General features: G+C 64.0%; 23 protein-coding genes and 4 pseudogenes. 8 read left to right on the top strand and 19 right to left on the bottom strand.

Annotated features, from left to right (window positions below; translation table 11 throughout):
* Positions 1-10: 10 nt before the first annotated feature.
* From AC5Y5B_RS18850 to lpqS, 11 genes and pseudogenes are all read right to left on the bottom strand, one after another.
* The gene (locus AC5Y5B_RS18850) at positions 11-2,332 is read right to left on the bottom strand and encodes a heavy metal translocating P-type ATPase (protein ID WP_008257380.1); all 2,322 of its coding nucleotides are present in this window, start codon (positions 2,330-2,332) and stop codon (positions 11-13) included.
* Positions 2,333-2,412: 80 nt separating this feature from the next.
* Positions 2,413-2,694 (bottom strand): DUF1490 family protein, encoded by a 282-nt coding sequence (locus AC5Y5B_RS18845; protein ID WP_008257377.1) that lies wholly within the window; start codon positions 2,692-2,694, stop codon positions 2,413-2,415.
* Positions 2,695-2,744: 50 nt separating this feature from the next.
* Positions 2,745-3,104: a Cd(II)/Pb(II)-sensing metalloregulatory transcriptional regulator CmtR gene (gene cmtR / locus AC5Y5B_RS18840; protein ID WP_008257374.1), complete on the bottom strand. Its 360-nt coding sequence runs from the start codon at positions 3,102-3,104 to the stop codon at positions 2,745-2,747.
* Positions 3,105-3,366: 262 nt separating this feature from the next.
* Positions 3,367-3,969, bottom strand: a pseudogene (locus tag AC5Y5B_RS18835) (methyltransferase family protein).
* 5 nt (positions 3,970-3,974) lie between these two features.
* Positions 3,975-6,257 carry a manganese-exporting P-type ATPase CtpC gene (gene ctpC, locus AC5Y5B_RS18830; protein WP_014942224.1) on the bottom strand — a complete coding sequence of 761 codons (2,283 nt, stop codon included), beginning with the start codon at positions 6,255-6,257 and terminating at the stop codon, positions 3,975-3,977.
* Between the two features lie 8 nt (positions 6,258-6,265).
* Positions 6,266-6,547, bottom strand: coding sequence for a DUF1490 family protein (locus AC5Y5B_RS18825; protein WP_008257367.1), 282 nt, complete (start codon positions 6,545-6,547; stop codon positions 6,266-6,268).
* A gap of 434 nt (positions 6,548-6,981) precedes the next feature.
* Entirely contained in the window at positions 6,982-7,317 is a 336-nt protein-coding gene (locus tag AC5Y5B_RS18820; RefSeq protein ID WP_008257365.1) for a TFIIB-type zinc ribbon-containing protein, read from the bottom strand.
* Positions 7,318-7,439: 122 nt separating this feature from the next.
* A complete protein-coding gene (locus tag AC5Y5B_RS18815; RefSeq protein ID WP_008257363.1) occupies positions 7,440-8,180 on the bottom strand; it encodes a DUF1275 family protein in 741 nt (246 codons plus the stop codon).
* Positions 8,181-8,230: 50 nt separating this feature from the next.
* Positions 8,231-9,193 (bottom strand): cation diffusion facilitator family transporter, encoded by a 963-nt coding sequence (locus AC5Y5B_RS18810; protein WP_008257362.1) that lies wholly within the window; start codon positions 9,191-9,193, stop codon positions 8,231-8,233.
* Between the two features lie 103 nt (positions 9,194-9,296).
* Complete coding sequence (locus tag AC5Y5B_RS18805) at positions 9,297-9,917, bottom strand: cation efflux transmembrane domain-containing protein (protein WP_020822717.1); 621 nt, start codon at positions 9,915-9,917, stop codon at positions 9,297-9,299.
* Positions 9,918-10,497: 580 nt separating this feature from the next.
* Complete coding sequence (gene lpqS / locus AC5Y5B_RS18800; RefSeq protein ID WP_456320274.1) at positions 10,498-10,899, bottom strand: putative copper homeostasis (lipo)protein LpqS; 402 nt, start codon at positions 10,897-10,899, stop codon at positions 10,498-10,500.
* 877 nt (positions 10,900-11,776) lie between these two features.
* Here lpqS and AC5Y5B_RS18795 point away from each other — a divergent pair.
* From AC5Y5B_RS18795 to AC5Y5B_RS18785, 3 genes and pseudogenes are all read left to right on the top strand, one after another.
* Positions 11,777-12,154, top strand: a complete 378-nt coding sequence (locus AC5Y5B_RS18795) for a BlaI/MecI/CopY family transcriptional regulator (protein ID WP_033712913.1) — start codon at positions 11,777-11,779, stop codon at positions 12,152-12,154.
* A gap of 1,197 nt (positions 12,155-13,351) precedes the next feature.
* Positions 13,352-13,447 (top strand): annotated as a pseudogene (locus tag AC5Y5B_RS18790) (sigma-70 family RNA polymerase sigma factor); the annotation flags it as partial.
* Positions 13,448-13,590: 143 nt separating this feature from the next.
* Positions 13,591-14,314: pseudogene (locus AC5Y5B_RS18785) on the top strand (anti-sigma factor family protein).
* 842 nt (positions 14,315-15,156) lie between these two features.
* Here the strand turns inward: AC5Y5B_RS18785 and AC5Y5B_RS18780 are convergent.
* The 3 genes and pseudogenes from AC5Y5B_RS18780 to AC5Y5B_RS18770 form a co-directional block, all read right to left on the bottom strand.
* Complete coding sequence (locus AC5Y5B_RS18780) at positions 15,157-15,300, bottom strand: hypothetical protein (protein ID WP_154074424.1); 144 nt, start codon at positions 15,298-15,300, stop codon at positions 15,157-15,159.
* 609 nt (positions 15,301-15,909) lie between these two features.
* Positions 15,910-16,239 (bottom strand): annotated as a pseudogene (locus AC5Y5B_RS18775) (ATP-binding protein); the annotation flags it as partial.
* A gap of 130 nt (positions 16,240-16,369) precedes the next feature.
* Positions 16,370-16,810 carry a heavy metal-responsive transcriptional regulator gene (locus AC5Y5B_RS18770; RefSeq protein WP_008257349.1) on the bottom strand — a complete coding sequence of 147 codons (441 nt, stop codon included), beginning with the start codon at positions 16,808-16,810 and terminating at the stop codon, positions 16,370-16,372.
* Between the two features lie 278 nt (positions 16,811-17,088).
* On the opposite strand from AC5Y5B_RS18770, the gene AC5Y5B_RS18765 reads away from it, so the two are divergent.
* Positions 17,089-17,379: a DUF1490 family protein gene (locus tag AC5Y5B_RS18765; RefSeq protein ID WP_008257347.1), complete on the top strand. Its 291-nt coding sequence runs from the start codon at positions 17,089-17,091 to the stop codon at positions 17,377-17,379.
* Positions 17,380-17,438: 59 nt separating this feature from the next.
* Positions 17,439-19,784, top strand: coding sequence for a copper-translocating P-type ATPase (locus tag AC5Y5B_RS18760; RefSeq protein ID WP_008257346.1), 2,346 nt, complete (start codon positions 17,439-17,441; stop codon positions 19,782-19,784).
* Between the two features lie 228 nt (positions 19,785-20,012).
* Here the strand turns inward: AC5Y5B_RS18760 and AC5Y5B_RS18755 are convergent, their stop codons facing one another.
* Both AC5Y5B_RS18755 and AC5Y5B_RS18750 read right to left on the bottom strand, forming a co-directional pair.
* Positions 20,013-20,651, bottom strand: coding sequence for a DUF5134 domain-containing protein (locus tag AC5Y5B_RS18755; protein WP_008257344.1), 639 nt, complete (start codon positions 20,649-20,651; stop codon positions 20,013-20,015).
* A gap of 310 nt (positions 20,652-20,961) precedes the next feature.
* Positions 20,962-21,399, bottom strand: a complete 438-nt coding sequence (locus AC5Y5B_RS18750) for a transposase (protein ID WP_008257343.1) — start codon at positions 21,397-21,399, stop codon at positions 20,962-20,964.
* A 467-nt stretch (positions 21,400-21,866) separates the two neighbouring features.
* Between AC5Y5B_RS18750 and AC5Y5B_RS18745 the strand changes: the two genes are divergently transcribed.
* The 3 genes from AC5Y5B_RS18745 to AC5Y5B_RS18735 all read left to right on the top strand — a co-directional run bounded on the left by AC5Y5B_RS18745 (position 21,867) and on the right by AC5Y5B_RS18735 (position 24,315).
* Positions 21,867-22,025 carry a hypothetical protein gene (locus tag AC5Y5B_RS18745; RefSeq protein WP_154074423.1) on the top strand — a complete coding sequence of 53 codons (159 nt, stop codon included), beginning with the start codon at positions 21,867-21,869 and terminating at the stop codon, positions 22,023-22,025.
* Entirely contained in the window at positions 22,022-22,981 is a 960-nt protein-coding gene (locus AC5Y5B_RS18740; RefSeq protein WP_008257340.1) for a M56 family metallopeptidase, read from the top strand. Before AC5Y5B_RS18745 ends, AC5Y5B_RS18740 begins: the two co-directional genes overlap by 4 nt.
* 350 nt (positions 22,982-23,331) lie before the next feature.
* Positions 23,332-24,315, top strand: a complete 984-nt coding sequence (locus AC5Y5B_RS18735) for a DUF732 domain-containing protein (RefSeq protein WP_008257338.1) — start codon at positions 23,332-23,334, stop codon at positions 24,313-24,315.
* A gap of 104 nt (positions 24,316-24,419) precedes the next feature.
* Here AC5Y5B_RS18735 and AC5Y5B_RS18730 read toward each other — a convergent pair whose 3' ends face one another.
* The 3 genes from AC5Y5B_RS18730 to AC5Y5B_RS18720 all read right to left on the bottom strand — a co-directional run bounded on the left by AC5Y5B_RS18730 (position 24,420) and on the right by AC5Y5B_RS18720 (position 25,708).
* Entirely contained in the window at positions 24,420-24,689 is a 270-nt protein-coding gene (locus tag AC5Y5B_RS18730) for a TOTE conflict system archaeo-eukaryotic primase domain-containing protein (protein ID WP_371277662.1), read from the bottom strand.
* 233 nt (positions 24,690-24,922) lie between these two features.
* A complete protein-coding gene (locus AC5Y5B_RS18725; protein WP_008257335.1) occupies positions 24,923-25,435 on the bottom strand; it encodes a GNAT family N-acetyltransferase in 513 nt (170 codons plus the stop codon).
* A 3-nt stretch (positions 25,436-25,438) separates the two neighbouring features.
* Positions 25,439-25,708 carry a type II toxin-antitoxin system TacA family antitoxin gene (locus tag AC5Y5B_RS18720; RefSeq protein ID WP_008257334.1) on the bottom strand — a complete coding sequence of 90 codons (270 nt, stop codon included), beginning with the start codon at positions 25,706-25,708 and terminating at the stop codon, positions 25,439-25,441.
* Between the last annotated feature and the right edge of the window lie 171 nt (positions 25,709-25,879).

Genomic DNA, 25,879 nt, shown 5'->3' with positions numbered 1-25,879 from the left:
CGTTGCATCGTTACGTTGAATCGTGACTCGATGGCCTTGGCCCAGCAAGTGGTTTGATGCGTCCGGCGCGCACGCCATTGGCGATGACGACGACCTCGGTGAGCTCGTGCACGAATACCACCGCAGCCAAACCCAGGGTCCCGAACAGCGACAGCGGCATCAGCACGGTGATGATCGCTAGCGATAGCCCGACGTTTTGCAACATGATCTGCCGGGAACGGCGGGCATGGTGCAGCGCTTGGGGCAGATGGCGCAGGTCTTGGCCCATCAACGCGACGTCGGCGGTTTCGATGGCGACGTCGGTTCCCATGGCGCCCATAGCGATTCCCAGGTCGGCGGCGGCCAGGGCCGGAGCATCGTTGACGCCGTCGCCAACCATCGCGGTCCGCCGCTGGGCACGTAGCTCTGTGACCAGGTGTGCCTTGTCCTCAGGACGCAGCTCGGCGTACACGTGCTCGATTCCGGCTTCGGCGGCCAAAGCTGAAGCGGTGGCGCGATTGTCGCCGGTGAGCATCGCCACCTGGTAGTTGCCGGCTCGCAATTCGGCGACGACCTCGGCGGCTTCCGGACGTAGTTCGTCGCGCACGGCGATGGCCCCGAGTAGCCGCCCGTCGCGTTCGACGAGAACCGTTGTGGCTCCGGCGTGTTGCATGCGCATGACGTCCTCGGTGAGGTCGGCTGGATCGAGCCAGCCGGCGCGTCCCAGTCGGACATCGTGGCCGTCGACTCGGCCGGTCAATCCGGCGCCGGGGATGGCTTGCACGTCGCTGGCCGCGGCGACCGACGTTCGGGTCGTGGCGAGAACAGCCGCGGCCAGTGGGTGCTCGCTGCGGGCCTCCAGCGCGGCTGCCACCGCCAGCACGTCTTCGTGAGTGGCGCCCCCAGTGGTGGCGACCTCGATGACCGCGGGCCGATTGGCCGTCAGGGTTCCGGTCTTGTCCAGGGCAATTGCGCCGATGGTGCCCATGCCTTCCAGGGCGGCGCCACCTTTGATGAGTACACCGAACCGGGCGGCCGCCCCGATGGACGCCACCACCGACACGGGCACCGCGATGGCCAATGCGCATGGCGAGGCAGCAACCAGTACCACCAGAGCACGTTCGATCCAGACGGCAGGGCTACCGAAAATGCTGCCCACCCCGGCGATCGCGGCCCCGGCGATCATGATGCCCGGCACCAGCGGTCGCGCGATGCGGTCGGCCAGTCGCTGACTGGCGCCCTTGCGCGCCTGCTCGGCTTCCACGATGTGCACGATGCGCGCCAGCGAGTTGTCTTCTGCCGTTGCGGTGACCTGCACCAGCAGCGCGCCGGAACCGTTGATCGACCCGGCGAACACGTCGTCGCCGGGTCCGGCTTCGACCGGTACGGATTCACCGGTGATCGCGGAGACGTCCAATGAGGTGCGACCGTCACGAATGATGCCGTCAGTGGCCAGACGTTCACCTGGTTTGACGATCATTTGATCACCGACCTGAAGGTCGGCTGCGGCCACCACGGTTTCGCTGCCCGCGCGCAGCACTGTGGCCTGATCCGGCACCAGCGACAGCAGCGCGCGCAAGCCGCGGCGCGTACGCGACACCGCGAATTCCTCCAAGCCCTCACTGATGGAGAACAAGAACGCCAGCATGGCAGCCTCGCCGACCTGACCGAGACCCACGGCGCCGGCCGCAGCGATGGTCATCAACGTGCCGACACCGATGTGGCCCTGCGTAAGTCGCTTGATGGCCGACGGCACGAATGTCGAGGCCCCCACCGCCAAGGCGACGACTTTGAAACCCAGAGCGACCGGCCCCAGCGGAGTGACCCATGCGGTGATCACCGACCCCGTCAGCAACACCCCGGACAATGCAGCGCGTCGCAGCTTGACGACCTGCCAGAGCCGCTCCGGCGCGTCCTCGCTGTCATCATGCTCGCAGCAGCCATCGCTAACCGTCCCCCAAGGACGACGCTGTTCAACGTCACACGAACCCGACCGCACCCGCGTGCTCCAGTCGATGACTCGTTGCACCACACCGGGCTTGCGGCCGTCCGCCGAGTGCGGGGTACGCGGTGGCACCGACGCTACCGGGATGTGCTCGGCATCGGCGATCGCAGACAGGACGGAGGCTGTGTCGCAGCGCTCAGGCGTGTACCAGATCACCACTGAGGCGGTGCGCGGATAGGCCCGCACGGCTTCGACGCCGGTGACCATACCAACGGCGTCCTCGATCGCCACCGCGCGGACGGTGTCGAATCGAAACCCGCTGGCGTGCACCCGCATTCGTCGCGCCGTCGCAGACACAACGGTCAGCCTCAGGTCGGCATCGGGATGCGCAGCGGTGGTCGGCATCATCAGCCCTCCTAGCGGTATATCGGCGGATCCCTACCAAGGATGTCAACCTGCCCTGTCCGCCGAGGGCGCAGCGTGCGATGTCAGCTACAGCAGTCGTCGCCTACGGGGTCGACAGAAAGGGAGGCGTCGTCACCGATGCGATCGCGAGCTTCGGCGACCACGTCGGCAACTTTCAGCCGAGCAGCCTCGGCCGCCACCTCGGCGCGCCGGGTTCCCCGCAGGCCCCATTCCGTCGCGGTCACCGCCGCGCGGTGGACCGGAGCTTTTCCCACCGCCTTGCGCAACACCTCATAGGCACTCACCCCGACGAGCCCGGTGAACACCGTCCCGGTCGCCTTAACCAGCAGTCCATGTGCAACCACGGCCAACCCTCCTTATGTTCTGCTTTGTCGTCGCGATTCGGCGAGCCCGCTCATCGACTAGCCGGCGCGGTGCGGACCTCCTCGAACGTGGCTTGCTCACCACCGCAAGGCTGATCGGTGTCCACCGCGAGAACGACCTGAACCAACTCGCTCAGGGCACGCGCGAGGTGACTATCGGCCAGGGCATAACGAACCTGGCGGCCCTCATACGTTGCGATGACCAGGCCGCAGCCCCGTAAGCACGACAGATGGTTGGACACATTGGATCGGGTCAATCCCAAGTGCGAAGCCAACTGGCCGGGATAGCAAACTCCATCCAGCAGCGCGACGAGAATTCGGCAGCGCGTCGGATCGGCCAGCGCCCGGCCCAGCCGAGACAACGCCGATTCCCGCACCTCACACGTCAGCATAGCCGCAACTGTACAGTCGTCGCTGATATAACAGCAACGGCTGAACTATGGTTCCGAATCGCGGTGCACCTGTGATGTGTGGCGTCGGTATGCAGTCGACGGGTTTGGGAATTCCGCGGCGGGGCATGCGCAGCCGGGGTCGTGGCGGCCAAAGAACCCCATTTCTCGGTCGTAGTTGCGGGAATTCTTGTCCGAGTATCGGTTCCACGGGCAGCGGGGGCATTGGCCGGCGTCATGGGGCCTCCGTCTTCAGCGGCGGTGTCTAGTTGCGCCCGATGCCGGGCGCAAACCGCCCAACCGCGGCGCGGTAATCGGTGTAGGCGCGGCCGTGGATGCGGGCCAGGTATGGCTCTTCGACGACACGGACCTGAACCTCGATGGCCGCCAGCAGGACCACGAACGCGGCCAGGGCCAGCGGGTTGGGCGTCATCAGAGCGATGCCGGCGGCGAAGACGAGCATGGCAGCGAAGATGGGATTGCGGACCCAGCCGAACACACCCGTGCGTACCAAGGTGGTGGTTTCGCCGGGGTCGACCCCGATCCGCCAGGACTCACCCATGCCGTGTTGGGCGTAGAGGGTGGCGGCGAGTCCTGCAATCGCCGCCACCACCCCGGGCGCCTGGACAGCAGGTGCGTGCAGGACCGGCATCGGGGTGAGGATTCCAGTCAGTTGCAGCAGCGGCGCGGCCACCCCGGCGAGGATGGCGCCCACGAATCCGACACCGGCCCACCATTCCAGCGAGCCGGGACGCCCACTGACGCCGCGAAATCCGGTCGAGCCGGTGCGCCGATGCTGGGTCCAGCTGCGCCAGCCGAACCCGAGTACGGCGAAGACGACTTAGAGCGCCAGCGCGGACACAGGCATCATGGTCAACCCTGTCCTGTGCGAACCGGCGACAGCCTGCGCGATTGCTTGCTATGCGGTGACGACGCCGCGGGCTGCTCGCTAGCGGTGCCGACAGGCGCCCCCGTCGAATGTTCGTTCGCGGCCGGGGATTGGCCGTTCATCAGGCGGTAGCGGATCAGTCGAGAGCTGTTGGTGACCACCGCGACCGAGGACGCGTTGTGCAGGATCGCGGCCAGCACCGGCGACAGGGCCCCTCCGGCGCCCATGAGCAGACCGACGGAGTTGACGGCGATGGACATGCCGTAGTTCTGCCGGATCACCGCGACGGCTCGTGCACCCAAATCGGGTACATCGAGCAGGCGCTGCAGGTTGTCGTTGGCCAGTGCGATATCGGCGGTTTCCACGGCGACGTCCGTGCCGGCCAGACCCATGGCAATCCCGATATCGGCGGTCGCCAGTGCCGGCGCGTCATTGACGCCATCACCGATCATCGCGACCACGTAACCTTCGTCCTGCAGTTGGCGCACCGCCTGAAGCTTGTCTTCGGGCAGCACCTCGGCGCGCCACTCGTCGATACCGAGTTCGCCGGCCACCACCTCGGCGGTATCCGGATGATCACCAGTCAGCATCACGATGCGCCGAATGCCCTTGCTGCGCAACTTGTTCAGCACATCGGCGGCCTCGGGGCGGATTTCGTCGCGCAGGCTGATCAGCCCGACCAGCGTGCCGTCCACCGCCAGCAACAGCGGGGTCTCGGCCTGGCGCCGCAATTTGTCAACCCACTCGGTTGCCTTCTTGGACACGCGGACTTTTTCGGCACGCAGCAGCGACGGGCTACCCAACAGCAAAACGCGGCCATCAGCCCAGGTGCGCATGCCCAGGCCGACCAATACTTCGCACTGTTCGTGCGGCGGGATCGTGATGTGGCGTTCGTTGGTCGAGCGGATCACCGCTTCGGCCAGCGGATGACGCGAATGGATCTCCGAGCTGGCCGCATAGGCCAGGACCTCTTCGGGCTGCCAGTCCTTCTGGAAGGCAACAACATTCGTCACGACGGGGCGCCCAACTGTCAGCGTCCCGGTCTTGTCGAACACGATGGCGTTCACCCGCCCGGCTTGTTCGAGGTGCGATCCGCCCTTGATCAGGATGCCGCGGCGCGCCCCGTTGCCGATCGCGGCGCTGATCGCGGTCGGGGTCGACAATCCCACCGCGCACGGGCACGCGATCAACAGCATGGTCATCGCGCGCCGGATGTCGCCGGTCAGCAGCAGGGTCGCCGCGGACACGATGAATGAGATCGGAACAAACCGGCGCGAGAAGTTCTCACCGACCGTTTGAATCGGTGCCCGGTCGTGTTGGGCCTCTTCGACGCGGGAAATGATGCGCCCGATCGTGGTTTCGCTGCCCACCGCGGCCGCGCGCACCACCAGGCGTCCGCGTACCACCACCGATCCGGCGTGTACACGGGAGCCGACGACCATGCTGACCGGCAACGTCTCTCCGGTGATCGCCGACTGGTCGACCACCGCTTCGCCGTCGAGCACCTCGCCGTCCACCGGGATCGCCACGTGATCGTGAATGACGACCTCGTCGCCGATTTGCAAGGTATCGATGGGGACTTGGACTTCGCTGCCATCATTGGCCCTGATCCACGCGGTGTCCGCGGTGCCGCGCAACAGGTCGGCGATGGCCCGCCGGGTGCGGCGCAGCGTCAGGTCCTGCAGGTACTCGCCGATATTGAGTAGCCACAGCACGGTCAGTGCGACCACGTTCTCCCGCAACACCATGCTGGCCACCGTGGCCACCGTCACCAGCGTGTCGGTGCCGGCGCGGCCAGAACGAAGCGAGCGTAGCGCCCCGCGGAAGAACGGATAGCCCATGAACACCGTCGCGCCGGTGGCCACCAACTGACCCTTGGGGCCCAGCAGCGGCGGGCGGCGGAAACCGTAGCGGCGCACACCCAACAACACCAGCGCCGCCCCGCCGATCGCGATGCGCAGTACCTCAGTGTTGCGGACGTCCGCCGAGCGCGGCGTACGCGCGGGAATCAGCTCAGCTGCAACGTCTTTGGCCGCCGCAATGGCCGCCATGATCGCCGAGCGATCGCAACGCTTGGGTGAATACCACACCACGACCGATCCGGTGTGGGGATAGGCGTGCACCGCGCGCACCCCGGTCTGCTTGTCCACCTTGTCTTCGACGGCCACCGCACGACGGGAATCCGAACGAACCCACGGAACATGCAATCTCATCCGCCCCGCCGCATCGGAGAGAATTTCTACGGCGGTGTCCTCGACAACAGTCATAACAGCGATCAGTGGTCGTGGTCGTGGACCGCGGCCGCAGCCGGTGGGGAAGCCTCTTCGCCGATGCGTTCACGCGCCTCGGCGACCACGTCAGCCGCCTTCAGCCGAGCCGACTCCGCTACCACTTCTGCGCGACGCGTCCCTCGCAAACTCAACTCCGCGGCCGCGACCGTCGCCCGACGCACCGGCGCCCCACCAGCCGCCTTACGCAACAGCTCATAGGCACTCACGCCCACCAATCCCGTGAACACCGTAGCGGCCGCCTTCGCCGCTAGCGCATGCGGAAACATCAACTTCCTCCTCGTGTTCGGCCCTGTCGGGCGCATTTCATCTACTACTCATTCGACCGTAACATAGATACATCGCAATATCACTATGAATTTCGGTTGGGCCAACCGGCCGCGAGCGCCGGTAAGCAAAGCGCAGCCGCCAGCCCGCGCGTAGCACCTGCATCGGCTGCGACTGCCAGGCGTCGTGCCGGCGGGGTGGTCAGCGTGAGGGGGCCTCGGTACTAACCGGTCCATCAAGGGGGGAGGGCCTCACGACGGCGCCATGCGCCGTGAAGTTGGTCAGATGCGAGCCCGGCTGTCCGATCGCCGCTGGCCGCCGCCGACGGCGACTCAACATTTGGGCTGGATAAACTTGCCGGTGCGCGACTGTGGGATGTGGAGGCCACTGGGTCGGGCGTGCACGGAAGTTGAAGGCAATGCCGCCGGCGCAATCGTCAGTGGTGTCCGCCCCGATATCCTCCGTGGTGACCACCGTAATAGCCCTCTCCGAACAATCCACCCAAAAATCCTCTAGGGCGGGAATTTTCGACGTACACGGGCTGCGCTGGGTACTGCGCAGGCGCATACCCTCCCGGCGGTGGCGCGGGTTGGGGTGGCTGTTGGGCGGCGTAGAACTTGGCCTCGGCCTCGGAGAGTTGCTCTAGTTCGCCCCGGTCCAGGAAGACGCCGCCGCAACCCGTGCACTGATCGATCGTCACGCCGAAGCGCTGCACCGGCAGCATCTGCGACACACACCGCGGACACAGCAGCGTTGACTCTTTGGCCTCCATTGATCCGCGCTCGTCTGCCATTTGGACCTCCCTAATCAGGCAACGGCGATGCCTTACCCGCCCAGACTAACAAACTATAAACGCATGCGCATATACGAATGCGCATGGCTTGGACTCTGCGGTTACCCCGCCGTCGCCTGATCAGCAAGGGAGCGATGCGAGCGCTCGGGGGCCGATATCGCGCGGGCCAATCGGGTGCTGCGCCGCCGGCTATACAGCAGGCTGGCTATCGCGACAGCCAGGCAGGCGGCAGCTGGAAGAAGCAGTGCGTTGTGGCCGAACCGGCCGCCAATGAGGGCGCCCGTCGCGCCGCCGCCGACGAATAGCACCACGGTCGTCGTGAGCACCGCGGCCTTCCACTTGTCCATCCCGTGGCGGCGGCTGCGGCCCAGTATCAATCCGAGGTCGGTGATGGTGCCGGTGAAGTGCGTTGTGCGGATTGCCATCCCGGGCGAGTTCGAGGTCATCGCGTTTTGCAGCCCGCACGCGGCCGCCGCCAGCAGCGCCTTGAACCCGGGAATCTCGATACCGGCTGCGGCCACCAGCAGCGCGGCCTCGGCGAGCAGGACCGCGGCGTGGCGCGCACTGGTGTGGGTTTGCACCGGCGCCAGTACAGCTCCGGCCCCGGCGGCTCCGGCCAGAAATCCGCCTACGATCAGTGCGATCATGCAGCTCTCGTACAGCAGCGGATTGGCTGAGTCCATGCCCAGCTTGGTGCTCAATGCAGTTAGGTTGCCCACCGGAAACGTCAAGACCAGCAGTGCCACCGAGTTGATGAACCCGGCGATCGCGGCCAGCAGCCCGTTGTAGCCCAGTACCAATACCCGCAGCTCGCGTGTTTCGCGGGTTGGCGTGTGCGGCATGGTTTCTCCTTCCGGTGACCGGAGGCTGGGTATGGTCCGTGGTGGGTTTGTCAGGCGCCGGTAAAACGATGCGTCGGGCCGTGTGGATCCTCGCAGTGCGCATGCTCGCCGGCTGCATCCTGCCTGCCGATTTCGGAGGCTTCGTGGTCGAGCTGCAACGTGGTGTGGGAGATGCCATATTCGTGGGCCAGCAGCTGCGCCAAGTCGTTTCGGGTGGCGTGGCAGTCGCGGCCCGGCGCGACGATCACGTGCGCCGACAGGGCCGGTTCACCTGAGGTGATTTCCCACACATGCAGATCATGAACTTCCACGACGGAATCGTGAGCGGCCATGGCCCGCCCGATCGAGTCCGGATCGATACCTTGGGGCGCGGCCTCGAGAAAAACGAGGCTAGCGGCCCGCACCAATCCGATGCCGGCTCGCAGCATCAGCGCCACCACGACCAGCGTGGCGATCGCGTCCGCACGCCCGAACCCGGTGACCATGATCATTACCCCGGCCACGGCGGTGGCGATGAAGGCGAACAAGTCGTTGAGTATGTGCTGAAAAGCGCCCTCGACGTTCAGGCTGGCCCGGTTGGCCCGGCTGATCATCCACGTGGCCACCAGGTTCACCACCACACCGACCAGCGCAGTGACTAGCACCAGTGCGCCTGTGACCTGCGGCGGATGGATCAGCCTTTTGATCGCCTCATACGCCAGCCATGCCGCCAACACCAGCAAGGTCACGCCGTTGGCCTGCGCGGACAAAATCTCCACGCGCCGCCACCCGTAGGTCATCCGCCCTGCCGCCGGCCGCGCGGACAGCCGAATCGCCCACAACGCCAACGCAATCGAGGCCGCATCGGTGAGCATGTGTGCCGCATCGGAGAGCAACGCCAATGAGCCCGCGATGATCCCCACGACCACCTCACCCAGCATGAACCCCGCGATCACCGCCAGCGCACCGCCCAGCCATCGCCGGTCAGAATCTGCCGATGTATGCCCGTGGGTGTGGCTATGGTCCGCGTTCATTGACGTCCCCCGGCTGCCCGATCCATGTCGACAAACTATGCGTATATCGCGATATATGCAATGACCGTGCCGAGTATTGCGGTGCCGTTCATCCGGCCCGGGCCTAGCATCCGCAATCCTCGCCGCGCCACGATCGCCGCCCTTGCCAGACGGCGACGGCGGCGATGCCCAGCCCGATGGCGGGGTCTAACCACCATCCGTTGCGCCATGCGAGGGTGACCGCCAAGCCGAGGAGGACTGCGGCCGCCTGTGCGGCGCACAGATAGTTTTGGATGCCCTTGCCGATCGTGGCGCCCGAGCCCAGCCGTGCGCCGAGTTTCTGTTGCGCGCGGCCCAGGATCGGCATCTGCACCAAGGCGGCAGCCGTCAAGACAACACCGACCAGCGACGTGTGTGACACGTGCTCTTTGAGTAGATGGTGCAGGGATTCAGCGGCAATGTAGGGGGCGCTGAGCCAAAACGACACCGCTACGCCACGTTGCGCACGGAGCTCGGCCGTCTCGGACAAGGTTCGCGTGCCGCTGAACCGCCAAATCACGACCAGGCTGGCCATCGCCTCGGGCGCGCTTCCTAATGCCCATGCGGTCAGTGCGACAGATCCTGTAGCCACGCCCTGCCACAGGCCGAGGGCCCCTTCGGCGACCACAAAGATCAGGCTGACCCAAGCCAGCCATCGCGCCCATCGTGCGGCAGCGTGCCATCGGGAATCGCGTTGAAATGTCATCGCTGTTCTCGAAGTGGTCGTGCTGCAACAGCTAAGGTCGTCGCTTCCCGGGGTGGCGGCTGATCCAAACTGCGTCATGAGACTCGCTCCACGAGTGAGCCGAGCGCGCCGTTAGACTCGCGGTGACAACGCTGCGAAATACACGCCGTTGGGCCGATTGGCTCGGTGCCTTTAGCGATGAATGGCGCCGCGCTCATTAGTACGCCGCGGGCGGCGACTGAGTCAACTATTTCCATGACTGGCTCTGCGGGTTCAGCGGTCCGCTGACGGGCGGTGTCACGAACCGCGGCCGGAGACCGGGCGCGATGGTGTGGTGGCGCATCAAAATCCTCCCGAACGACAAAGGCATTTGACGAAACGACTCAGGTGGCGTCGCTTCACTGTTCTTAGACGCGGCCGACTGGCCCTGGGCCGCATGGTGAGTGAGGACGCCAGATAACGCGACGCAGCTTGGCTGCCGGGTCAACTCATCGAAAATATCGACAGGTCTTCGACCCAGCCCGCGTGAAAGAATGCTCGTCAATCAAGCAGCGGGATTACCGGTAGACCGTGCAACGCCGTGTGATGTGGCGTCGACCTATCAGCGTCGTGCGAGACAAAATCGTGTTAGCAGGTCTTGACCGGCGACGGGTGTAGCGGGCCCTCGGGGTGGACCTCGTTTGGCCTGTCGCGCCCACACAAAGCAATAACCGACAACGGCCACCGCCGCGACCCCGGCGTACACCAGAAACGCGTCATCCCAGCGCGGGACATCCGCCACCGCCGTCGCTACGAGGCAGGAGTGCGACAGCCCGCTGTCGCACTGCGCGTGATCGCCATCAACCGCTAGTGCACCACTCGATGAGCTACCCGACTGCTGAGCCGCATCAACCGTGGCGGCCGCGTGCCACGCGTGCTCGGCGGCACCACCCAGCAACCAGAGTGCCGCGATGATGGCGATGGCCGATCGCAGCAGGGGAAGCTTGAGAAGGTCGCTATGCACAGTGCTTCCAAATGTAGCAGCGCTAGGCGTGTGCCTCCGACATTGCAACCTGGGGGGCTGCTGTGTCTTTCAGATCGAAACTGCGGCGTGTGAGGCGCTCGTTTCTTGTTGAATCCTGAATGGCGGTGTTGGTTCTCCTTCGGCACAATGGAGGTTCGCTGAGGCAGCCAAGCTCCGTTTTGTGTCTCCGAGATGCACAATGCCCGAATCGCTTGCTTGGCGCTCAACGCGTGGCTGAATCACCCAGGATGCTAGAAAAATCTGGAATCTCGACGCCTACCTGGTCCAGGTAGGCCCACTGACCACACCGGCGCTTCCCGGGCCGCCAGGCGCCTCCGAAACGCGGACCGCCAACCTCAATAGCTGACGTGGACGCGCATTCGTAGCGCGAACGCCATTTCGACTGGTTTGTGCCTACATAAGGAAGGAATAGGCAAGGCAGTGGGCGGGCGGCGGGATTGACCAAGCTGGCGGCGATGAGTTCGGAGGCGCCCGAACATGCGGGTGGTGCCGGCCATGGGACTCGCACCGGGCGGCGGCGCGGGGCAAAAAGTAGAGCGCAGCTGACGGTCAGTACACGACGACGGCCCAGCGGCAATTGTTTCCATAACCGAATAAGAGCGTATCGGGTCGTTACCCGACATGGTCGCCGAAGTCGTGGCGGGCGATCGAAGCGATGCGTCGGTGCGACAATTGCGTTTCGACGGTCTCCCAACGGCAGGAAACGAACACGCCGGCAACACGTTGATTGGGTTTCGCCGCCGTCGTGATCAGACATCCGACATTGTGTGTCGGCCATGGGTAATCTACTATGTGCGTACGTAGTTAGTGTATGACGGCGACCGACGTCGAATGCTGTGCGGATCGGAGGGTGACGGTGCGGGTGCGGGGCTTCGGGGAGTTGGAAGCGGTGGTGATGGACCGCATCTGGGACCGGGATGGAACCACGACGGTCCGCGAGATTTTTGACGAGCTGGCCGCTGAACGCGAGATCGCCTACACGACAGTGATGTCGACCATGGACAACCTGCACACCAAGGGGTGGCTGGCGCGTGAGCGAGATGGCAAGGCCTACCGGTACTGGCCGGCGTTGACCCGCGAGCAGCACAGTGCGCAACTGATGCGCGAGGTGTTTGACGCCGGGGGGCGCTCTGAACTGGTGCTCAGCCACTTTCTCGAACAGATCAGTCCCGAGGAATCCGCGCATTTGCGTGCTGCGTTGCAGCGTCTGGCCAGAAGAACCCGGCGCAAGTAACCATTACCGGGCCGCCAGAGTGCTGCCTTTACCGCATCGAATAGGGCTGCGTTGCAGACGTATTGTTGAAAGTCATCTCGTGATCGCGGGCCGCTATGGTGGTCCCACGGGCCCGCCGGCCCCGTCCATCACGTCCTGCATCGTCGTGGTATCCCGTCGTGCACGAAACCACTCACCTCGCGGGCATGAGCTCGGATGGTGCCAGACAACGCGGGACCAGACGTTCTTACGGCGATGGTGGCCCCTGCGCGTCGCCGTAGGCGGCAGCCACCCCAGTATCGCGGTACAGCGTCGGCGGGGTCGAGCTCATACCAAACGAACTCCGCGCTGCGGTCAGCTACCCCAAATCATTTGTACACGGTCAATTACTCGCGCAGTCATCGCATCTCGCCCGCCTACATCAACCGGCGGTAAGATTCATCCTCTTCCGTATCGCCGCGCGCATGAGGTGATCCGACCCGAGCAAACGCGCCATCTCCTCCCGCTGACGGGCCGCTTCGTCCCGCGCCGCTAAGGTGAACCGCAAGCACCACGGCCGCGGTGATGACACCCAAAATCACCATCACCCCCAACGTGTTGAATAACGCGCTACACCAAACCCAGCCATCGCCGCCATACGACATCATCAGCGTATTACCTCCGTCTCGTTACCGATCACCACGCGACTGCGGGATTTGAAAGCCGATACTGCCCCAACCGTATCGCCCACCTAGACGGCGACGCCCCGCCAGAATCGGTCGGGCGACGGAGTCCGATATGCATTTCTACTATCTATGTACACAGATAGTAGATCAATTCGAAATTTCCGGCAACGGACCAAGATGATGCGGCTCTGGCCGCGTCCGGCTACTCGTGTCACGGGCCAAGCCGGTCGCGCGACGATGAACACGTTCGGCCGCGCGTAGTCGAGGAGTCGGACGAAACAATCGTGACTACGGGATATGAAACTGCGTCTACGTACCGACTGTCGTAGATGATCAAGGTGGTGACGCTTCGGCTGGTGAACTTGCCAGGTGCTTCCCTCGTGATATAGCAGGAGGTGATGAAGTGCCCAAGGGTCATCGGCGGATCGGATTTGCAAGCGGCGGTGACAGTTCGCGACGTCGATCAGGCTGCCGTCTTGTGACGATCCGCGTTGCGATTGATGGGTGGCGCTTGTCGTGCCAAAGTCGTGGTCTGGGAAACGCTACTCCGGGGGACCTCGGAATCGCTGAGGGACCGGTCAAGTCCCGATTGCGCTATGTCGCTCGGGCACAACGGCTTTCGCTGCAAGAGGACGGGATGACACGTTGACCGCGCTACCGGCGATTGCGATGCCAGCTGGCGGCGAAAGCCAAATGATGCAAGGCAATTGGCTCGAGACCAAAAGCCGTCCGGCAGGCCGATCCGTGTGCCTTCGAGCCCGAATGCCTGCTAGTAGCTAGGGATGGAGGGCGATGATGATATCGTTACGCGGACTTGGCCCGCCTGGTGACAACCACCTCCACGTGATGTGGGATGCCGCGTACGTCTTGGGATCACTGTCGGCCACCGATTGGCGGGAATTCGAGGCGCACATGGCCGGCTGCCCGCAATGCCGTCAGGCCGTTGCCGAGCTCAGCGGCATTCCGGCCATGCTGGCACAACTCGACCGCAGTGAGGTTTGTGCGATCAACGAGGCAGACCACCCATCCGGAGCAACCGAGATGCCTCCAGAGTTGCTGCCGTCGATGCAAGCAGCGGTCCGTTTACACCGCGTTCGAAGCCGCAGGATGACCTGGGTGGTCTCGGCAGCCGCTGCCGTCATCCTGACGATCTGTGTGCTAGTTGGGGTTCACGGCAGGTTCCCGACATCGCCGCCACAGACGGCCCTGCCGGCACTGCCGATGGACCAAATCGGGACGACCCTGTTGGCATCGACGGTCGCTTAGCGGCCAGCAGTGGGGTACAAACATCGCGCTGAATTTCGTGTGCCTAGCTCCACCCGATGCTCCTCACGATACGGTGGCGTTGGTCGTCGTCAGCCGCGACGGCAGCCTGACCCGGCTGGCGACGTGGGTGGCGATCCCAGGCCATACGGCGGCGCCCACCGGCAGCATTTCGATGCCAGTTACCCAGATCGCCACAGTACAAGTTGTTTTGGCCGACAACGGCCACGTGATGCTCCAGCGCTCGATCTAGCCTCGACAGTAGCCGCAACAATGGTGATGCGACGCGCAGCGCTACGGCCCCGCCTCGAAGTTGTTCTGGGTCGGTATGAGTTCTCCGGGCTGGACGGTGCCGTAGGTCAGGACGATTTCGTCGTGCGCGTTGAGGGCGTCGTGCGCGTTGAGGGCACGGCAGCAGGGTTGCCGCTCATGGGATCGCCGTTAAGGAAGTCCCGTAGCGTCTTCGGTCACCGGCGCGTAGCCCGCCGATGCTGTCAGTGGACAGGCCCACGCCCAATTCTGTAAGAACTCGTCGAGGGTAAACGTTCCTTCACAGGCTATTGATATGAATCACTGCGTCAAGGCGTGCGTGTGCACGAGGCCGATTCTCCGACGGGCGACGCCGATCATCGCTGGACCTCGACGGTTACTCAGACCGGGGAGGCCTGTGCGCTTTATCGTTTAATCATCTACTATATGTGTACGTAGATAGTGCTGCATCGGTGACCCCTGAGGGATTGGCGCCGCTGACAGATAGGAAAGAGGATTGCTCCGTCGCAACCCGCATACTGGTATTCGATGCTGGCAGCGAATCTGATCGGGTCGAGTCCACAATATTTCCGAGGCGTTTGACCAGCTGGCGCGAACGTCAAGGGTGGAACGGCCTTCCAAGCAACGTAATATTATCTAGCGAAACCCGGAGATGCACATGACTGAAACACCCCAAGCCCCAAGCGAATCCACGGCCGGAAAACCGAGCCCTCGATCCAGCCGTCTAGGTCAGGTCGCGGCAGTGGTGGGAATCACCGCCGGTGTTGTCTTCGTCGTGGGTGCGGTGTTTTTTTCGGGCTTGTTCCTTGGCTCCCGCTGGGAGCATCACAGCGGACCGCAGATGATGCGCTGTGAGATGGGCGGGTCTGGCGGCGGAATGGGAGGCATGATGGGGCCCGGTGGCATGGGGCCGATGATGCCTGGCCAACCGCCGTCGTCGACGTCGACTACTCCTTCGGTCCCGGTCACGCCGCGACCGTAGCCGAATGGCCTAGCAACCGCATCCAGAGGTTCCTAGGCCACGCATTAACTCTGAAACCGTTCCGCAGCAGAGAAATTCGTGCTCGAAGGACAGCCGGCTCGCGCGCGTCCGTCCATGACCGCCCACGCGCGTGGCTGCTACTCCACTGGTCGTCTCCTTCGGTTGGCCGCAAATCAACTGCGCAGGGTGCATATGGAATTCGGTGGCAATAAGAGTCCATCCGTCACCCGGGTCGCTATGTCAACATGAACTGGGGTATGAATTGGCCCACTTAGGATGCTTGAGGATGCCGGGTGAGCGAAGCTGGGTGTATGCGTGCAGAGCTACTCACGAGCCCGGGGTGTCCAAATGCGGCGTTGGCTCGGCGCCTGCTCGTGGACTGTCTGTCCGAGGTTGGTTTCGCTGAGCGAGTGGTGGAAAGAGTCGGTGCATATCCATCGCCGACCGTGCTCGTTGATGGTGTCGATGTCATGACACCGGGTGCCCCATTGATCGCCAATGCGTGCCGGCTGGACCTCCCGACCAGGGAGCGCGTGCTGGCGGCGCTGAATGATGCTCGGCGCCGTTAGCCTGATCGACGCGCCCGCGGCACGGATTCAGCGGGGCTGAGACGTTAGATTTCGGGTCTGGGCCAGCCGGTAGGAGGCGGTGCCGGTTCAATAATGGCGCCGCCGAAGGTAAGTCGGGCGAATGGCGGCGCAGAAGCGTGGGGCGGTAAACGGTTTGTCCACCGTGAGGAGGCTTCGTTGCTGGCGATCGCGATAGCGTTCTTTCCTCCGCTGGTCAAAACCTGGAAGAGCAGGTCGGCGCTGCACGTGCCTAGTTCCGTGTAGCCAATCAAGCAGCAGAAGATCCACACGCCCCTGGCAGTAGGTGGCCTTGGTCAGTTGTTTGTCGTCGGCGGCTTCGACGAGCTCGTTGACCAGTCATGGCCAAGGTGTAGCCCGACCTGTCACAGACATCCGCAAGTCTGACTCGATGAACCCACTACTGCCTACGCAAACGCGCATGAGCCCTGGGAGACCGTGCACGTGCTGGTCCCGCCAGGGTACCGATCTAGCCACGGGCGTCCGTGAGTTCGGCGGCTTCTGGGGCGTCCAGGTCGTTTTCCAAGATCCAGCACACGGTGGAATGGTCATGTTTGGTCGGCGCATGGCGTGATGCACGGTCGAGAAGGGTCTGCAAGTGGCCCTCAAGCGCGACGAGTTCGGCGATCTGGGCGCGGACTTGGTCAAGGCGGCTATGCAGGACTTGGCGGACGTGCCCGCACGGCACCTCGCCGCGGTCATGAATCGCCAGGATTTGGCGAACCTTCTGCAGGGTCAACCCGGCCGCTTGACCGCGATGGATGAACCGCAGCCGATCCACGATCTCGGGTCCATAGTCGCGATACCCCGAAGCGCTGCGGGCGGGCGACGGTAACAGCCCCGAGTCCTCGTAGAAGCGGATCGTCTTGGTGCTGGTGTTGGTCAGTTTGGCCAGCTCGCCGATCTTCATGCGCCCTCCTTGACCTTCCAGTGCACTGGAAGGATAACACTGGATTCATGGCAATCGCGAGCAGCGGAGGTGCGCTCAAGGTTGACGGTTGGTTTCGGTGAGTCCAGAAGTCACCTCGGTGCCAGAAATTGTTGCCGGCTTGTACGCCAGTAATTGGCCTATGACGCCCGCGGTAATGGCTTGATGGTCTCTTCAGCCCGGTCATCACGGCGGACACCACCGAAGTTGAACCCACTGACGGGTCAACGATTTGCATGACATGAAAGGGACTACTCGGAATGGTGTTGCACGGATTCTTGGTGAAGGCGGTACCCACGCTGGTGACCGGCGTAGTCGGGGTTGCCGCGTATGAGGCACTGCGCAAGGCGGCGGGGAAGGCTCCGTTGCGGAAGGCGACGGTCATCGCTACCGCTTGGGGCATACGCGTTGTCCGCGAGGCCGAGCGCAAGGCCGGGGCGGGCGCCGAGCAGGCTCGACTGACGGTCGCCGACGTGGTGGCTGAGGCCAAAGAGCGCGCCGGGGAGGAAGCTGGACCACTGACGGTGGTCGACTCGAGCGACGACAAATGACTACTGGGGTCCTTGACGGCGACGTCGCATTGAAAGTTGTATCCGATGCGTCGGGGCGGATGCGTGTGCGCGTCACCGGGTTTGGTGTGGACGCGATTCGGGCCGTTGCGATCGAGGAGATGGTCTCCCAAGTGACCGGCGTGCAGGCCGTGCAAGCGTATCCGCGTACCGCATCCGTGGTGGTCTGGTACATGCCCCAAGCCTGCGACACCGCTGACGTGCTGTCGGCGATCGCCGAAGCCGAGCACATCCCCGCCGAATCGGTGCCCGCGCGGGCCCCGCACTCGGCTGATATTCCAAAGACCGGTGTGCTGCGACGAATTGCCAGTGGGATCGGGTTGGCGCTGTTCGGCTTGCGCCGTGATGTGCAAGACCGTACTACGGACGGCGAGAGTTGCGGCGGCTGCGGGTCCGGGCCGGTCATCGGGAGCGAGTTGTCGCCGGACGAGCAGGGTCGGCGCGAGCGGCGCAAGTGGTGGCGGCGGGTGTGGTTGGCCTTCCCGCTGGGGCTGGTAGCGATGGCTTCGACAATGTTCTTCGGTGCCTACCCTTGGGCGGGGTGGTTGGCGTTCGCCGCGACGGTGCCGGTGCAATTCGTCGCCGGGTGGCCGTTCCTCCGGGGGGCGGTCGAGCGGGCACGGGAGTTGACCTCGAACATGGACACTCTGATCTCGCTGGGCACATTGACCGCGTTCGTCTACTCCACTTATCAGTTGTTTGCCGGTGGGCCTCTGTTCTTCGACACCTCGGCGCTGATCATCGCGTTCGTGGTGCTGGGCCGCTATTTCGAGGCCAGAGCCCAAGGCAAGGCGCGCGAGGCGATCAGCAAGCTGCTGGAGATGGGTGCCAAGGAAGCCACGCTGCTTGTGGACGGCGAGGAGCGCCGCGTGCCGGTCGATCAGGTCCGCGTCGGAGACTTGGTGCGCGTGCGGCCGGGGGAGAAGATCCCGGTCGACGGCGAAGTCATCGACGGGCGCGCCGCCGTCGATGAGTCGATGCTGACCGGCGAGTCCGTCCCGGTCGAGAAAACGGTGGGTGACCATGTTGCCGGCGCGACAGTCAACACCGATGGGCTACTGACGGTGCGCGCCACGGCGGTCGGAGCGGATACTGCGCTGGCGCAGATTGTGCGGCTTGTCGAGCAGGCGCAGAGCGGCAAGGCCGCGGTCCAGCGGCTGGCCGACCGGGTCTCGTCCGTGTTCGTTCCGGCCGTTATTGCTGTTGCCGTCGCGACGTTTGCGGGGTGGACGCTGCTTGCAGGCAACCCGATCGGTGGCATGACCGCGGCGGTGGCGGTGCTGATCATCGCGTGCCCGTGTGCGCTGGGCCTGGCCACCCCCACGGCAATCATGGTCGGCACCGGCCGGGGCGCAGACCTGGGAATCCTGGTCAAGGGCGGCGAGGTGCTCGAAGCCTCGAAGAAGATCGACACGGTGGTGTTCGACAAGACCGGCACCCTCACCCGCGCCCAGATGCGGGTGACCGAGGTCGTTGCCGGCAAGCGGCGCAAGCCCGATCTGGTGCTGCGGATCGCCGCCGCAGTCGAGTCGGGCTCCGAACACCCGATCGGTGCGGCGATCGTCGCCGATGCGCATGAGCGGGGATTGGAGATCCCGGCCGCCACTGCGTTCACCAACGTCGCCGGGCACGGGGTGCGCGCCGAGATTGACGGCAGGCCGGTGTTGGTTGGGCGGCGCAAGCTCATCGACGAGCACGATCTGGAGCTGCCCGACCACCTGGCTGCTGCCGCCGCAGACCTCGAAGAGCAGGGCCGCACCGCGGTATTCGTCGGCCGCGACGGTCACGTGGTGGGCGTGATCGCGGTGGCCGACACGGTCAAAGACGACGCCGTCGACGTGGTCCGTCAACTGCACGCCATGGGTCTGCGGGTCGCCATGATTACCGGCGACAACGCCCGCACCGCGAACGCAATCGCGAACCAGGTCGGCATCGACCAGGTGCTGGCCGAGGTGTTGCCGGAAGACAAGGTCACCGAGGTTCGTCGGCTCCAGGACGAGGGCAAGGTGGTCGCGATGGTCGGCGATGGCGTCAACGACGCCCCCGCCCTGGTGCAGGCCGACCTCGGCATTGCCATCGGCACCGGCACCGACGTGGCCATCGAGGCCTCCGACATCACCCTGATGTCTGACCGGCTCGACGGTGTCGTGTCTGCGATCGGACTCTCCCGGCAGACCCTGCGCACCATCTATCAGAACCTCGGCTGGGCCTTCGGCTACAACACCGCCGCAATCCCACTCGCCGCGCTCGGCATGTTGAACCCGGTCGTGGCGGGTGCCGCGATGGGGTTCTCCTCGGTCAGCGTGGTAACCAACTCGCTGCGGCTCCGCCGCTTCGGTCGCGAGGCCCAGCTGGGCGTACGCAAATCAGTGGTCGCTCTGAAATGAGGAGCCATGCATTAGGCGTTGCGCCACGCCGTATGCGATTTCGACGCGGCTCCGCTGGCCTGCAAGGCATTTCGCGGCTGACCCTGGGGCACGCAAGATTTCGCGAACGATGCAGCCCTGAACAGCCGAATGGCACTGCACGCTTGAGTTGATAAGGAAGTGGAGACGTACGTCGGCCTCGCCGATGCTGCGGGCGCGAAAGGACTGTCGGAAGCGGCTTCCACACGCTCAAATCCGGAATAGCGTGGCGGAGAACAGGATAGACATACCGATGGCCATCCCTGCCTGACTCAGGTTACCCAGCGACCTGAAGAGTGACGGCTCATGCTGACGTTTGACGAAGTACCAATAGGTCCAAAAGAGCGCCGCAACCGCGAAACCGACGGCAGCGAGCCAGTTCACAGCGCTAAACCATACAGGCGGTCCGCTGCTTGCCGGCATGGCCGTGCCGGCCATGTCCATGCCCGGCATAGACGACATAGCTGGCGGAACGTGGTGCTCGGTGCCCGTTCGGGCCGGATACCACCGAGCGTTCATCATGGCGTACATCCAGCCCGTCGCCAGCATCATCACAGTGTGATACCCGTACCTAACGCGCAAGGCGGTTGTTCGGGCCACAGCGAAGGCCATCGTCACGAACGTCATGGCCGCTAGCAGAAAAAACACTGTAGCTCCGGTCGAAGGCAGCTGTGCGCCCGACGGCGGCCAGGCCATCATCACCATTGCCACTGCCATGACGAAATGCAGCCCGTGACTGACGACCCAAGTCCACGGTCGGCGTTTGCCGACGATCGCCAGCACGCATTCGGTGGCGGTCAGGACGAACAATCCGGTGACGACCCAACGAAGTGCCAAGTCATGAATCATGCGATACCGAGCCGCTCCCATCGATGTCAGAGAGGACGCCAGTGGTCATTGTGTCGTCCGGCGCTTGCCAGTCACGCGCGTGGCACGAACACGCGCCAGGCTCACCGCTCTCGACGTGGCCCCACCGCGTAGAGCATTGCGATCGCGCGGCCCCACCGCGTAGAGCATTGCGATCGCGCGGCCAATCCCCAATTGGCGTGCTGTCCAAGACTTTTAGACGATGCACTCCGAGCCGTGCTACCGCGCCGTATACCTTGCCCGCGACGCGGGGGCTCCAGGCTAAGATCGCGCGCATCGTCGTCCATACAGGTCATAGCCATCGTTCATATGTGTCACCGTCAAACCCACCTTTGCCCTGAGGCTGTCGTCGTACTTGCTGGGCATCGCGCCATCCTTCCCAAGCAAGAAAGTGCGCACGAAACTCGGGACTGTTAAGTTGCGCCGCGCAATACGCCGAGGCGTTGGTTAGGAAGGCGATAGTTTCTGCCTGTTCAGCCACCTGCTTGCGGAGTCGCACCAATTCCGCTCGCTCCTTGGGTAAAAGCGGTTCACCACTGGGATCACCTTGTAACCCGCCAGCACTGTCTGCAGACATCCGCCACCGTTCATCGCGCACCCATGTGTGCAGCACGCTGTCATTCAAGTTGAGCTCCCGGGCGACGTCGACGACCCGCTCTTTTCCATCGATGACACGATGTGCGGCCGTAAACCTGTACTCAGGAGTAAACGATCGCCGAGTTCGTCGCATTGCGCCATCCTTCAAGGAACACAAGTCCTGTCATCGCCGGTTCCCACCGCTTCATCGCAGTCCCATGACATGCCTCGTGCGTGCTGCTAAGACCCAGACAACTACCCGAGGCTACTATCTATGTACGCAGATAGTAGATACAGGACTGCACGACTGGCAATACCGATTTCGAGCCTTTTTGCAACCCGGCGATTTCACGGAGATCGATCCGCAGCCACTGCCGTGAAGGATGCGGCCGAGGAGCTCTGGAGAGGCTGTGCGGGTTAGGTGCAGTGGTCTTGGCGCTGGCGTTTGGGAGATCGGCCAACTCGCTAATCTTCGTACCACACCTCCTTGACCTTCCAGTGCGCTGGAAGGATAACACTGGGTGGTGTGCCACGGATCGGGAGGTACTGGCGGTGAGCACAACGATCGTTTCGGTACTCGAAATCTCGTGTGCTGCTTGCAAGTGCGCGAATGCTGACGCGATGACGGAATCCACGAACTCACCTGCGGGCCCCGATTTGGCCTCGGCTAGCTTCCTCAACCCGATCCTCACGAGCGCGGCAATGGAATTGTCTTCGGTCAGCGTGGGCGCCACTGCGGTGCGCCTGACGAGCTCCGACGAGAGCCCGACGGCACGATGAGCGTCGCAGTCTGCCTGCTGCTGTACAGCTTCGCTGTCGCGACGCTCTCACCGTGGGTGCTGCCTCGGTTGACCCATGCGGGTACCGTCCCGCGATTAGGGGTGGTTGCGTGGTTGGTGGTGATGGTCAGCGTTGTCGCTTCGTGGCTGGCCGCGACCGCATTCCTCATCGTGTCCCTCGTGCGTTATTGGCATGAGCCAGGTCGACTCGCCACCGCATGTTTCGAGTCGCTGCGGCGGCTGGTCGACGGCGGCGCCGCGATAGCGCTGCAGGTGGCCTTGCTTGTGCTGGCCGCGATCGCGGTCAGCACACTGAGCATGCTGGGTTGGCGCTCGGGCAGGTCTCTGTGGCGGGCACGCGCGCAGAGCCGCGGGCACGCCGAAAGAGCTCGGGTGATCGGCCGCCGCATCGATGGAGTGGATGCCGTCGTGGTGGACGCTGCCGAACGGGCCGCGTACTGCGTGGCCGGCCACCCTGACACCGTCGTCGTGACCAGCGCAGCGCTGGACTCGCTTACCGATCGCAATCTGCAGGCTGTGCTGGCACACGAACGGGCCCACCTGGCCGGGCGCCACCACCATGTTCTGGCCTTCGTGCGCGCCCTAGCGGTTGCCATTCCCGGGGTGCCCCTGTTCAGCACGGCCGATCGAGAGATCTCTCTGTTGCTGGAGATGGCCGCCGATGACGCCGCGGCCCGCAGATGCGGTTCGCTGACACTGTTGGACGCGCTGCTGGCATTGTCCATGGATGCCCAGGCGCCGCAAGGCGCCTTCGGGGCCACTGGAACGGACGTGCTGGCCCGCGCCGAACGTCTGGCCGCACCGGCCGCCGCTCGAAATCGGTGGAACAGCCGGCTGTTGCTAACCGCCGCAACCTTCCTCATCACGGGCGGGCCTCTGATTCTCGCCGCTCTCACTGCATCCAGCGCCATGTGGTGCCACCCGATAGCTATCTAAAGGCGAACGTCGGCCGAGCGCGTATCTACTTAATACCGAGTTGCGACGCTACCTCGGCGACAACCGCGCCTGTCGGAACGCCGCCTGCCGAGCCCTCGCGCGACAGGTTCTGCCTTTACGGCGCCATTACGGAAAACTAATCCCGACAAGCCTCGGCGCTCAGGGCCAAATCAATTGCGCGGCAACGTGATCAGCTTTCACCATCTGTATCACACTCCGCGGCCCGCCGCACTTGCTAATGTACCCAGCTACTAAGTACTATAGTAGACAGTACATATCCGCTCCGCCGGGAGGAGCCAAGGCCTCGCCAAGGGGAGCGATGGGATGGCCAAAAGAATGGAAGCACTGCCATGTTCGCCGGCATCACTAGCCACGCCGGCGCCCTGGTTACCGCCACTGTGGTGCTAGCCGGCACCGCAATCGTGGGCGCCGGCACAGTAGCCGCCGACCCCAACCAGGACGACCAGTTTCTGGCGCTGCTCGTTGAAAAAAAGATCCCCGCCCGCCGGAACGTGCCGAGCCTCATCGCCACTGCCCATAAGGTTTGTCGCAAACTCGATGGCGGCATGCCGGTGGACGACGTAGTGGACTTGATGAGGAACACTGCGTTCAACGTGGACCCGATCGAGCGCCAATACCCGCCCGAGCGCATCACGCGTACCCTCACCCGATTCATCACTGCGGCAGTGGAGGTCTACTGCCCGTACAACCAACAAAAGATTGATTCCATCACGGCTATGGCTAGTCGCGCGCCTGGATCGAATGAACCGACGCACCGGGTTGCCGCGTCGACGCACGACACGGTCAACTCAGCAAGCGGTAAGCGCGAGCCGCCGCCGCGGTTGGACACGATCAACATGCTCGCAGAGTGGCAGGAACCGATGGGCACCGTCGTGGTCCGGCTGCCACACTTGATAGACGGCGCCAAATTCGTGGCTGGCCGCTCTGGGAACGACCGGTCGGATGGTCACGCGCGGGGCACAAAGCTCGCCTCGCTGACCGGAGCGGTTCCCGAGGGAGATTCCGACTTGCCGAACCCGCCGCAGATTCCGCCACCACCGCCGCCCACGGCGCACAACCTGATCCCACCCCGGCCAAACGCGGCACCGCCGCCACCAAAACAGCCGCCGGCGCAAGAGCCCCCGCCGCCACCGCAACAGGCGGAACCACCCGCCGCCGCTCCTCAGCCGGGCGGCACTGCGGGCGGAGGCGGGGGCGGCGACGGCGGTGGAGGCATCGGCGGCGGTGACGGTGGTGGCAACGGAGGTGGCGGCCCGGTGGAGTCACCACCGGCGCCTCACATGCCGCCGGGCTTTGTCCGGCTCGCACCATGAGACAGCAACGGCCCGTCACCGCCGCCAAAGCCTTCCGATGGTCGCGTCGTTGGGTGTAGTCATGGTCTCGTGTTTAGCCTTCAGACGAAGCGGCCTTAGGGCAGTTATCGATTTGGCGTGAGCCATCGCGGCTTCTTATCGAAATCGGCCGCGACCCACCAGAAGGTCTCGTCATCGCTGAGTGGATACAGGCCGATATGTGTTTCGCCTCGCAGGTGGGCATCAACGACCTCAGGGGTCAGTGGTAGGTAAGGCGCGTCGGCGCGGTTCATACCCTTGCGCCAATATCGTTTGATCGCCGGCATCCAACCTGAACGGCCCTCTCGACGATTTTCCCAGCGCAGTGCGTAAACGTCGGTGCGACAACGGAACAAATCGAAAAGAACCGCACCTTATGAGCGGAGCTGGAGTCCATTGTCACCGGTGAGGCCGGCACCCCCGTCACCGTCGCCTGGTCACCGGAGGCCGCGCGTGCCTGTTCCTCACTCAATTGAAGGAGATGACGCAAACTCGCGTTGTCGGCACGCGCATGTCTAACTCACCGGGGAAACTCTCGACACCGCTAACGGCCAACTCCTTTGTGCAGCACACTGTTCGGCGGAAGGGCCTACTGCCGCCAACGCTCCCCGAGCGCTTTCGCCGCGGTGGACACCTTCATGACCAGACGACGCTCGCGGTTCGTGACGGGGACGAAATGGTAGTGCTCGTAGAAGGATTGCGCCTCGTCGTCTATGGCATCGACGACGATGAGCCGGCCGCCGCCGATTTCCGATGCGGCGACGGCTTTGCCTAGTGCGTCCAGAAGCAGCTGCTCGCCATATCCCTGTCCCCGTAGAGATGTGTCGATCGCCAGGCGGGCAATCAAGTATCCGGGTATGCGGGAATAGCCACCGGCCATGGATCCCGAGACGCCGTCGTCGTTGCGTACTACTTCGGTGGGGCAGATGGCGAAATAGGCACTGACTTTCGGTTCGCCGAGCGGGGTCCACACGTAGACGTGCGCGACCCCGCTGCTGTCCGCGCGACGGGCATGGGCGATGAGCCAGGTATTCAGCGACTCCTTACCGCAGTCGAACCCTTCCAGCGTGTGGGCGTCAGTGAGTCGCGCGGACTCGAACACAGTTCAACGCCTTGTGAAGACCGCTGGTTTCCGTGCGGCTGCCGCCAGCCGCGGCGCTTCGTCAGCAGCCTCGAGTGAGGACATCAGTTTGTCAAACTGTTCGGGCTCCATTGCCGTTACCAGCTCCTGGCGCAGGATGTCTTCGGCCCGTTGCATCGCAGCTTTCCGCACGAACTCCGAGGTCTGCTCATGGACAAGGTTGGCGGCGCGCTGGATGCGGTCCAAGGTCGCTTGCTCCGCGCGAAGCTCGATGCGCTTCGTTTTGACTGCCACAACAACACCTCCTTCTTCCTTCAGTTATCTGTGCTCGCAATTGCCGATCACTTCATTGTACGGCGAATGTACGTACACAGTGAGTATAGGTTGGGCCGGTACCGGGGACCACCTCGGGACCACACGTTATGCGCGAGGCCAAACGATCTGCACTTCCGTGAACGTCGCACA

Source organism: Mycobacterium sp. NGS33, assembly GCF_059812885.1.
The sequence above is the reverse complement of the archived record's forward strand: the minus strand, read 5'-3'. Positions and strand labels throughout refer to the sequence as shown.

What these genes read in the sequence shown, in the direction of transcription:
- AC5Y5B_RS18850 (WP_008257380.1), bottom strand. Translation starts at nt 2,332, where the DNA reads ATGATGCCGACCACCGCTGCGCATCCCGATGCCGACCTGAGGCTGACC.
- cmtR (WP_008257374.1), bottom strand. Translation starts at nt 3,104, where the DNA reads ATGCTGACGTGTGAGGTGCGGGAATCGGCGTTGTCTCGGCTGGGCCGG.
- ctpC (WP_014942224.1), bottom strand. Translation starts at nt 6,257, where the DNA reads ATGACTGTTGTCGAGGACACCGCCGTAGAAATTCTCTCCGATGCGGCG.
- AC5Y5B_RS18825 (WP_008257367.1), bottom strand. Translation starts at nt 6,547, where the DNA reads ATGTTTCCGCATGCGCTAGCGGCGAAGGCGGCCGCTACGGTGTTCACG.
- AC5Y5B_RS18820 (WP_008257365.1), bottom strand. Translation starts at nt 7,317, where the DNA reads ATGGAGGCCAAAGAGTCAACGCTGCTGTGTCCGCGGTGTGTGTCGCAG.
- AC5Y5B_RS18815 (WP_008257363.1), bottom strand. Translation starts at nt 8,180, where the DNA reads ATGCCGCACACGCCAACCCGCGAAACACGCGAGCTGCGGGTATTGGTA.
- AC5Y5B_RS18810 (WP_008257362.1), bottom strand. Translation starts at nt 9,193, where the DNA reads ATGAACGCGGACCATAGCCACACCCACGGGCATACATCGGCAGATTCT.
- AC5Y5B_RS18805 (WP_020822717.1), bottom strand. Translation starts at nt 9,917, where the DNA reads ATGACATTTCAACGCGATTCCCGATGGCACGCTGCCGCACGATGGGCG.
- AC5Y5B_RS18770 (WP_008257349.1), bottom strand. Translation starts at nt 16,810, where the DNA reads ATGAAGATCGGCGAGCTGGCCAAACTGACCAACACCAGCACCAAGACG.
- AC5Y5B_RS18765 (WP_008257347.1), top strand. Translation starts at nt 17,089, where the DNA reads ATGGTGTTGCACGGATTCTTGGTGAAGGCGGTACCCACGCTGGTGACC.
- AC5Y5B_RS18760 (WP_008257346.1), top strand. Translation starts at nt 17,439, where the DNA reads ATGCGTGTGCGCGTCACCGGGTTTGGTGTGGACGCGATTCGGGCCGTT.
- AC5Y5B_RS18755 (WP_008257344.1), bottom strand. Translation starts at nt 20,651, where the DNA reads ATGATTCATGACTTGGCACTTCGTTGGGTCGTCACCGGATTGTTCGTC.
- AC5Y5B_RS18750 (WP_008257343.1), bottom strand. Translation starts at nt 21,399, where the DNA reads ATGCGACGAACTCGGCGATCGTTTACTCCTGAGTACAGGTTTACGGCC.
- AC5Y5B_RS18745 (WP_154074423.1), top strand. Translation starts at nt 21,867, where the DNA reads ATGACGGAATCCACGAACTCACCTGCGGGCCCCGATTTGGCCTCGGCT.
- AC5Y5B_RS18740 (WP_008257340.1), top strand. Translation starts at nt 22,022, where the DNA reads ATGAGCGTCGCAGTCTGCCTGCTGCTGTACAGCTTCGCTGTCGCGACG.
- AC5Y5B_RS18735 (WP_008257338.1), top strand. Translation starts at nt 23,332, where the DNA reads ATGTTCGCCGGCATCACTAGCCACGCCGGCGCCCTGGTTACCGCCACT.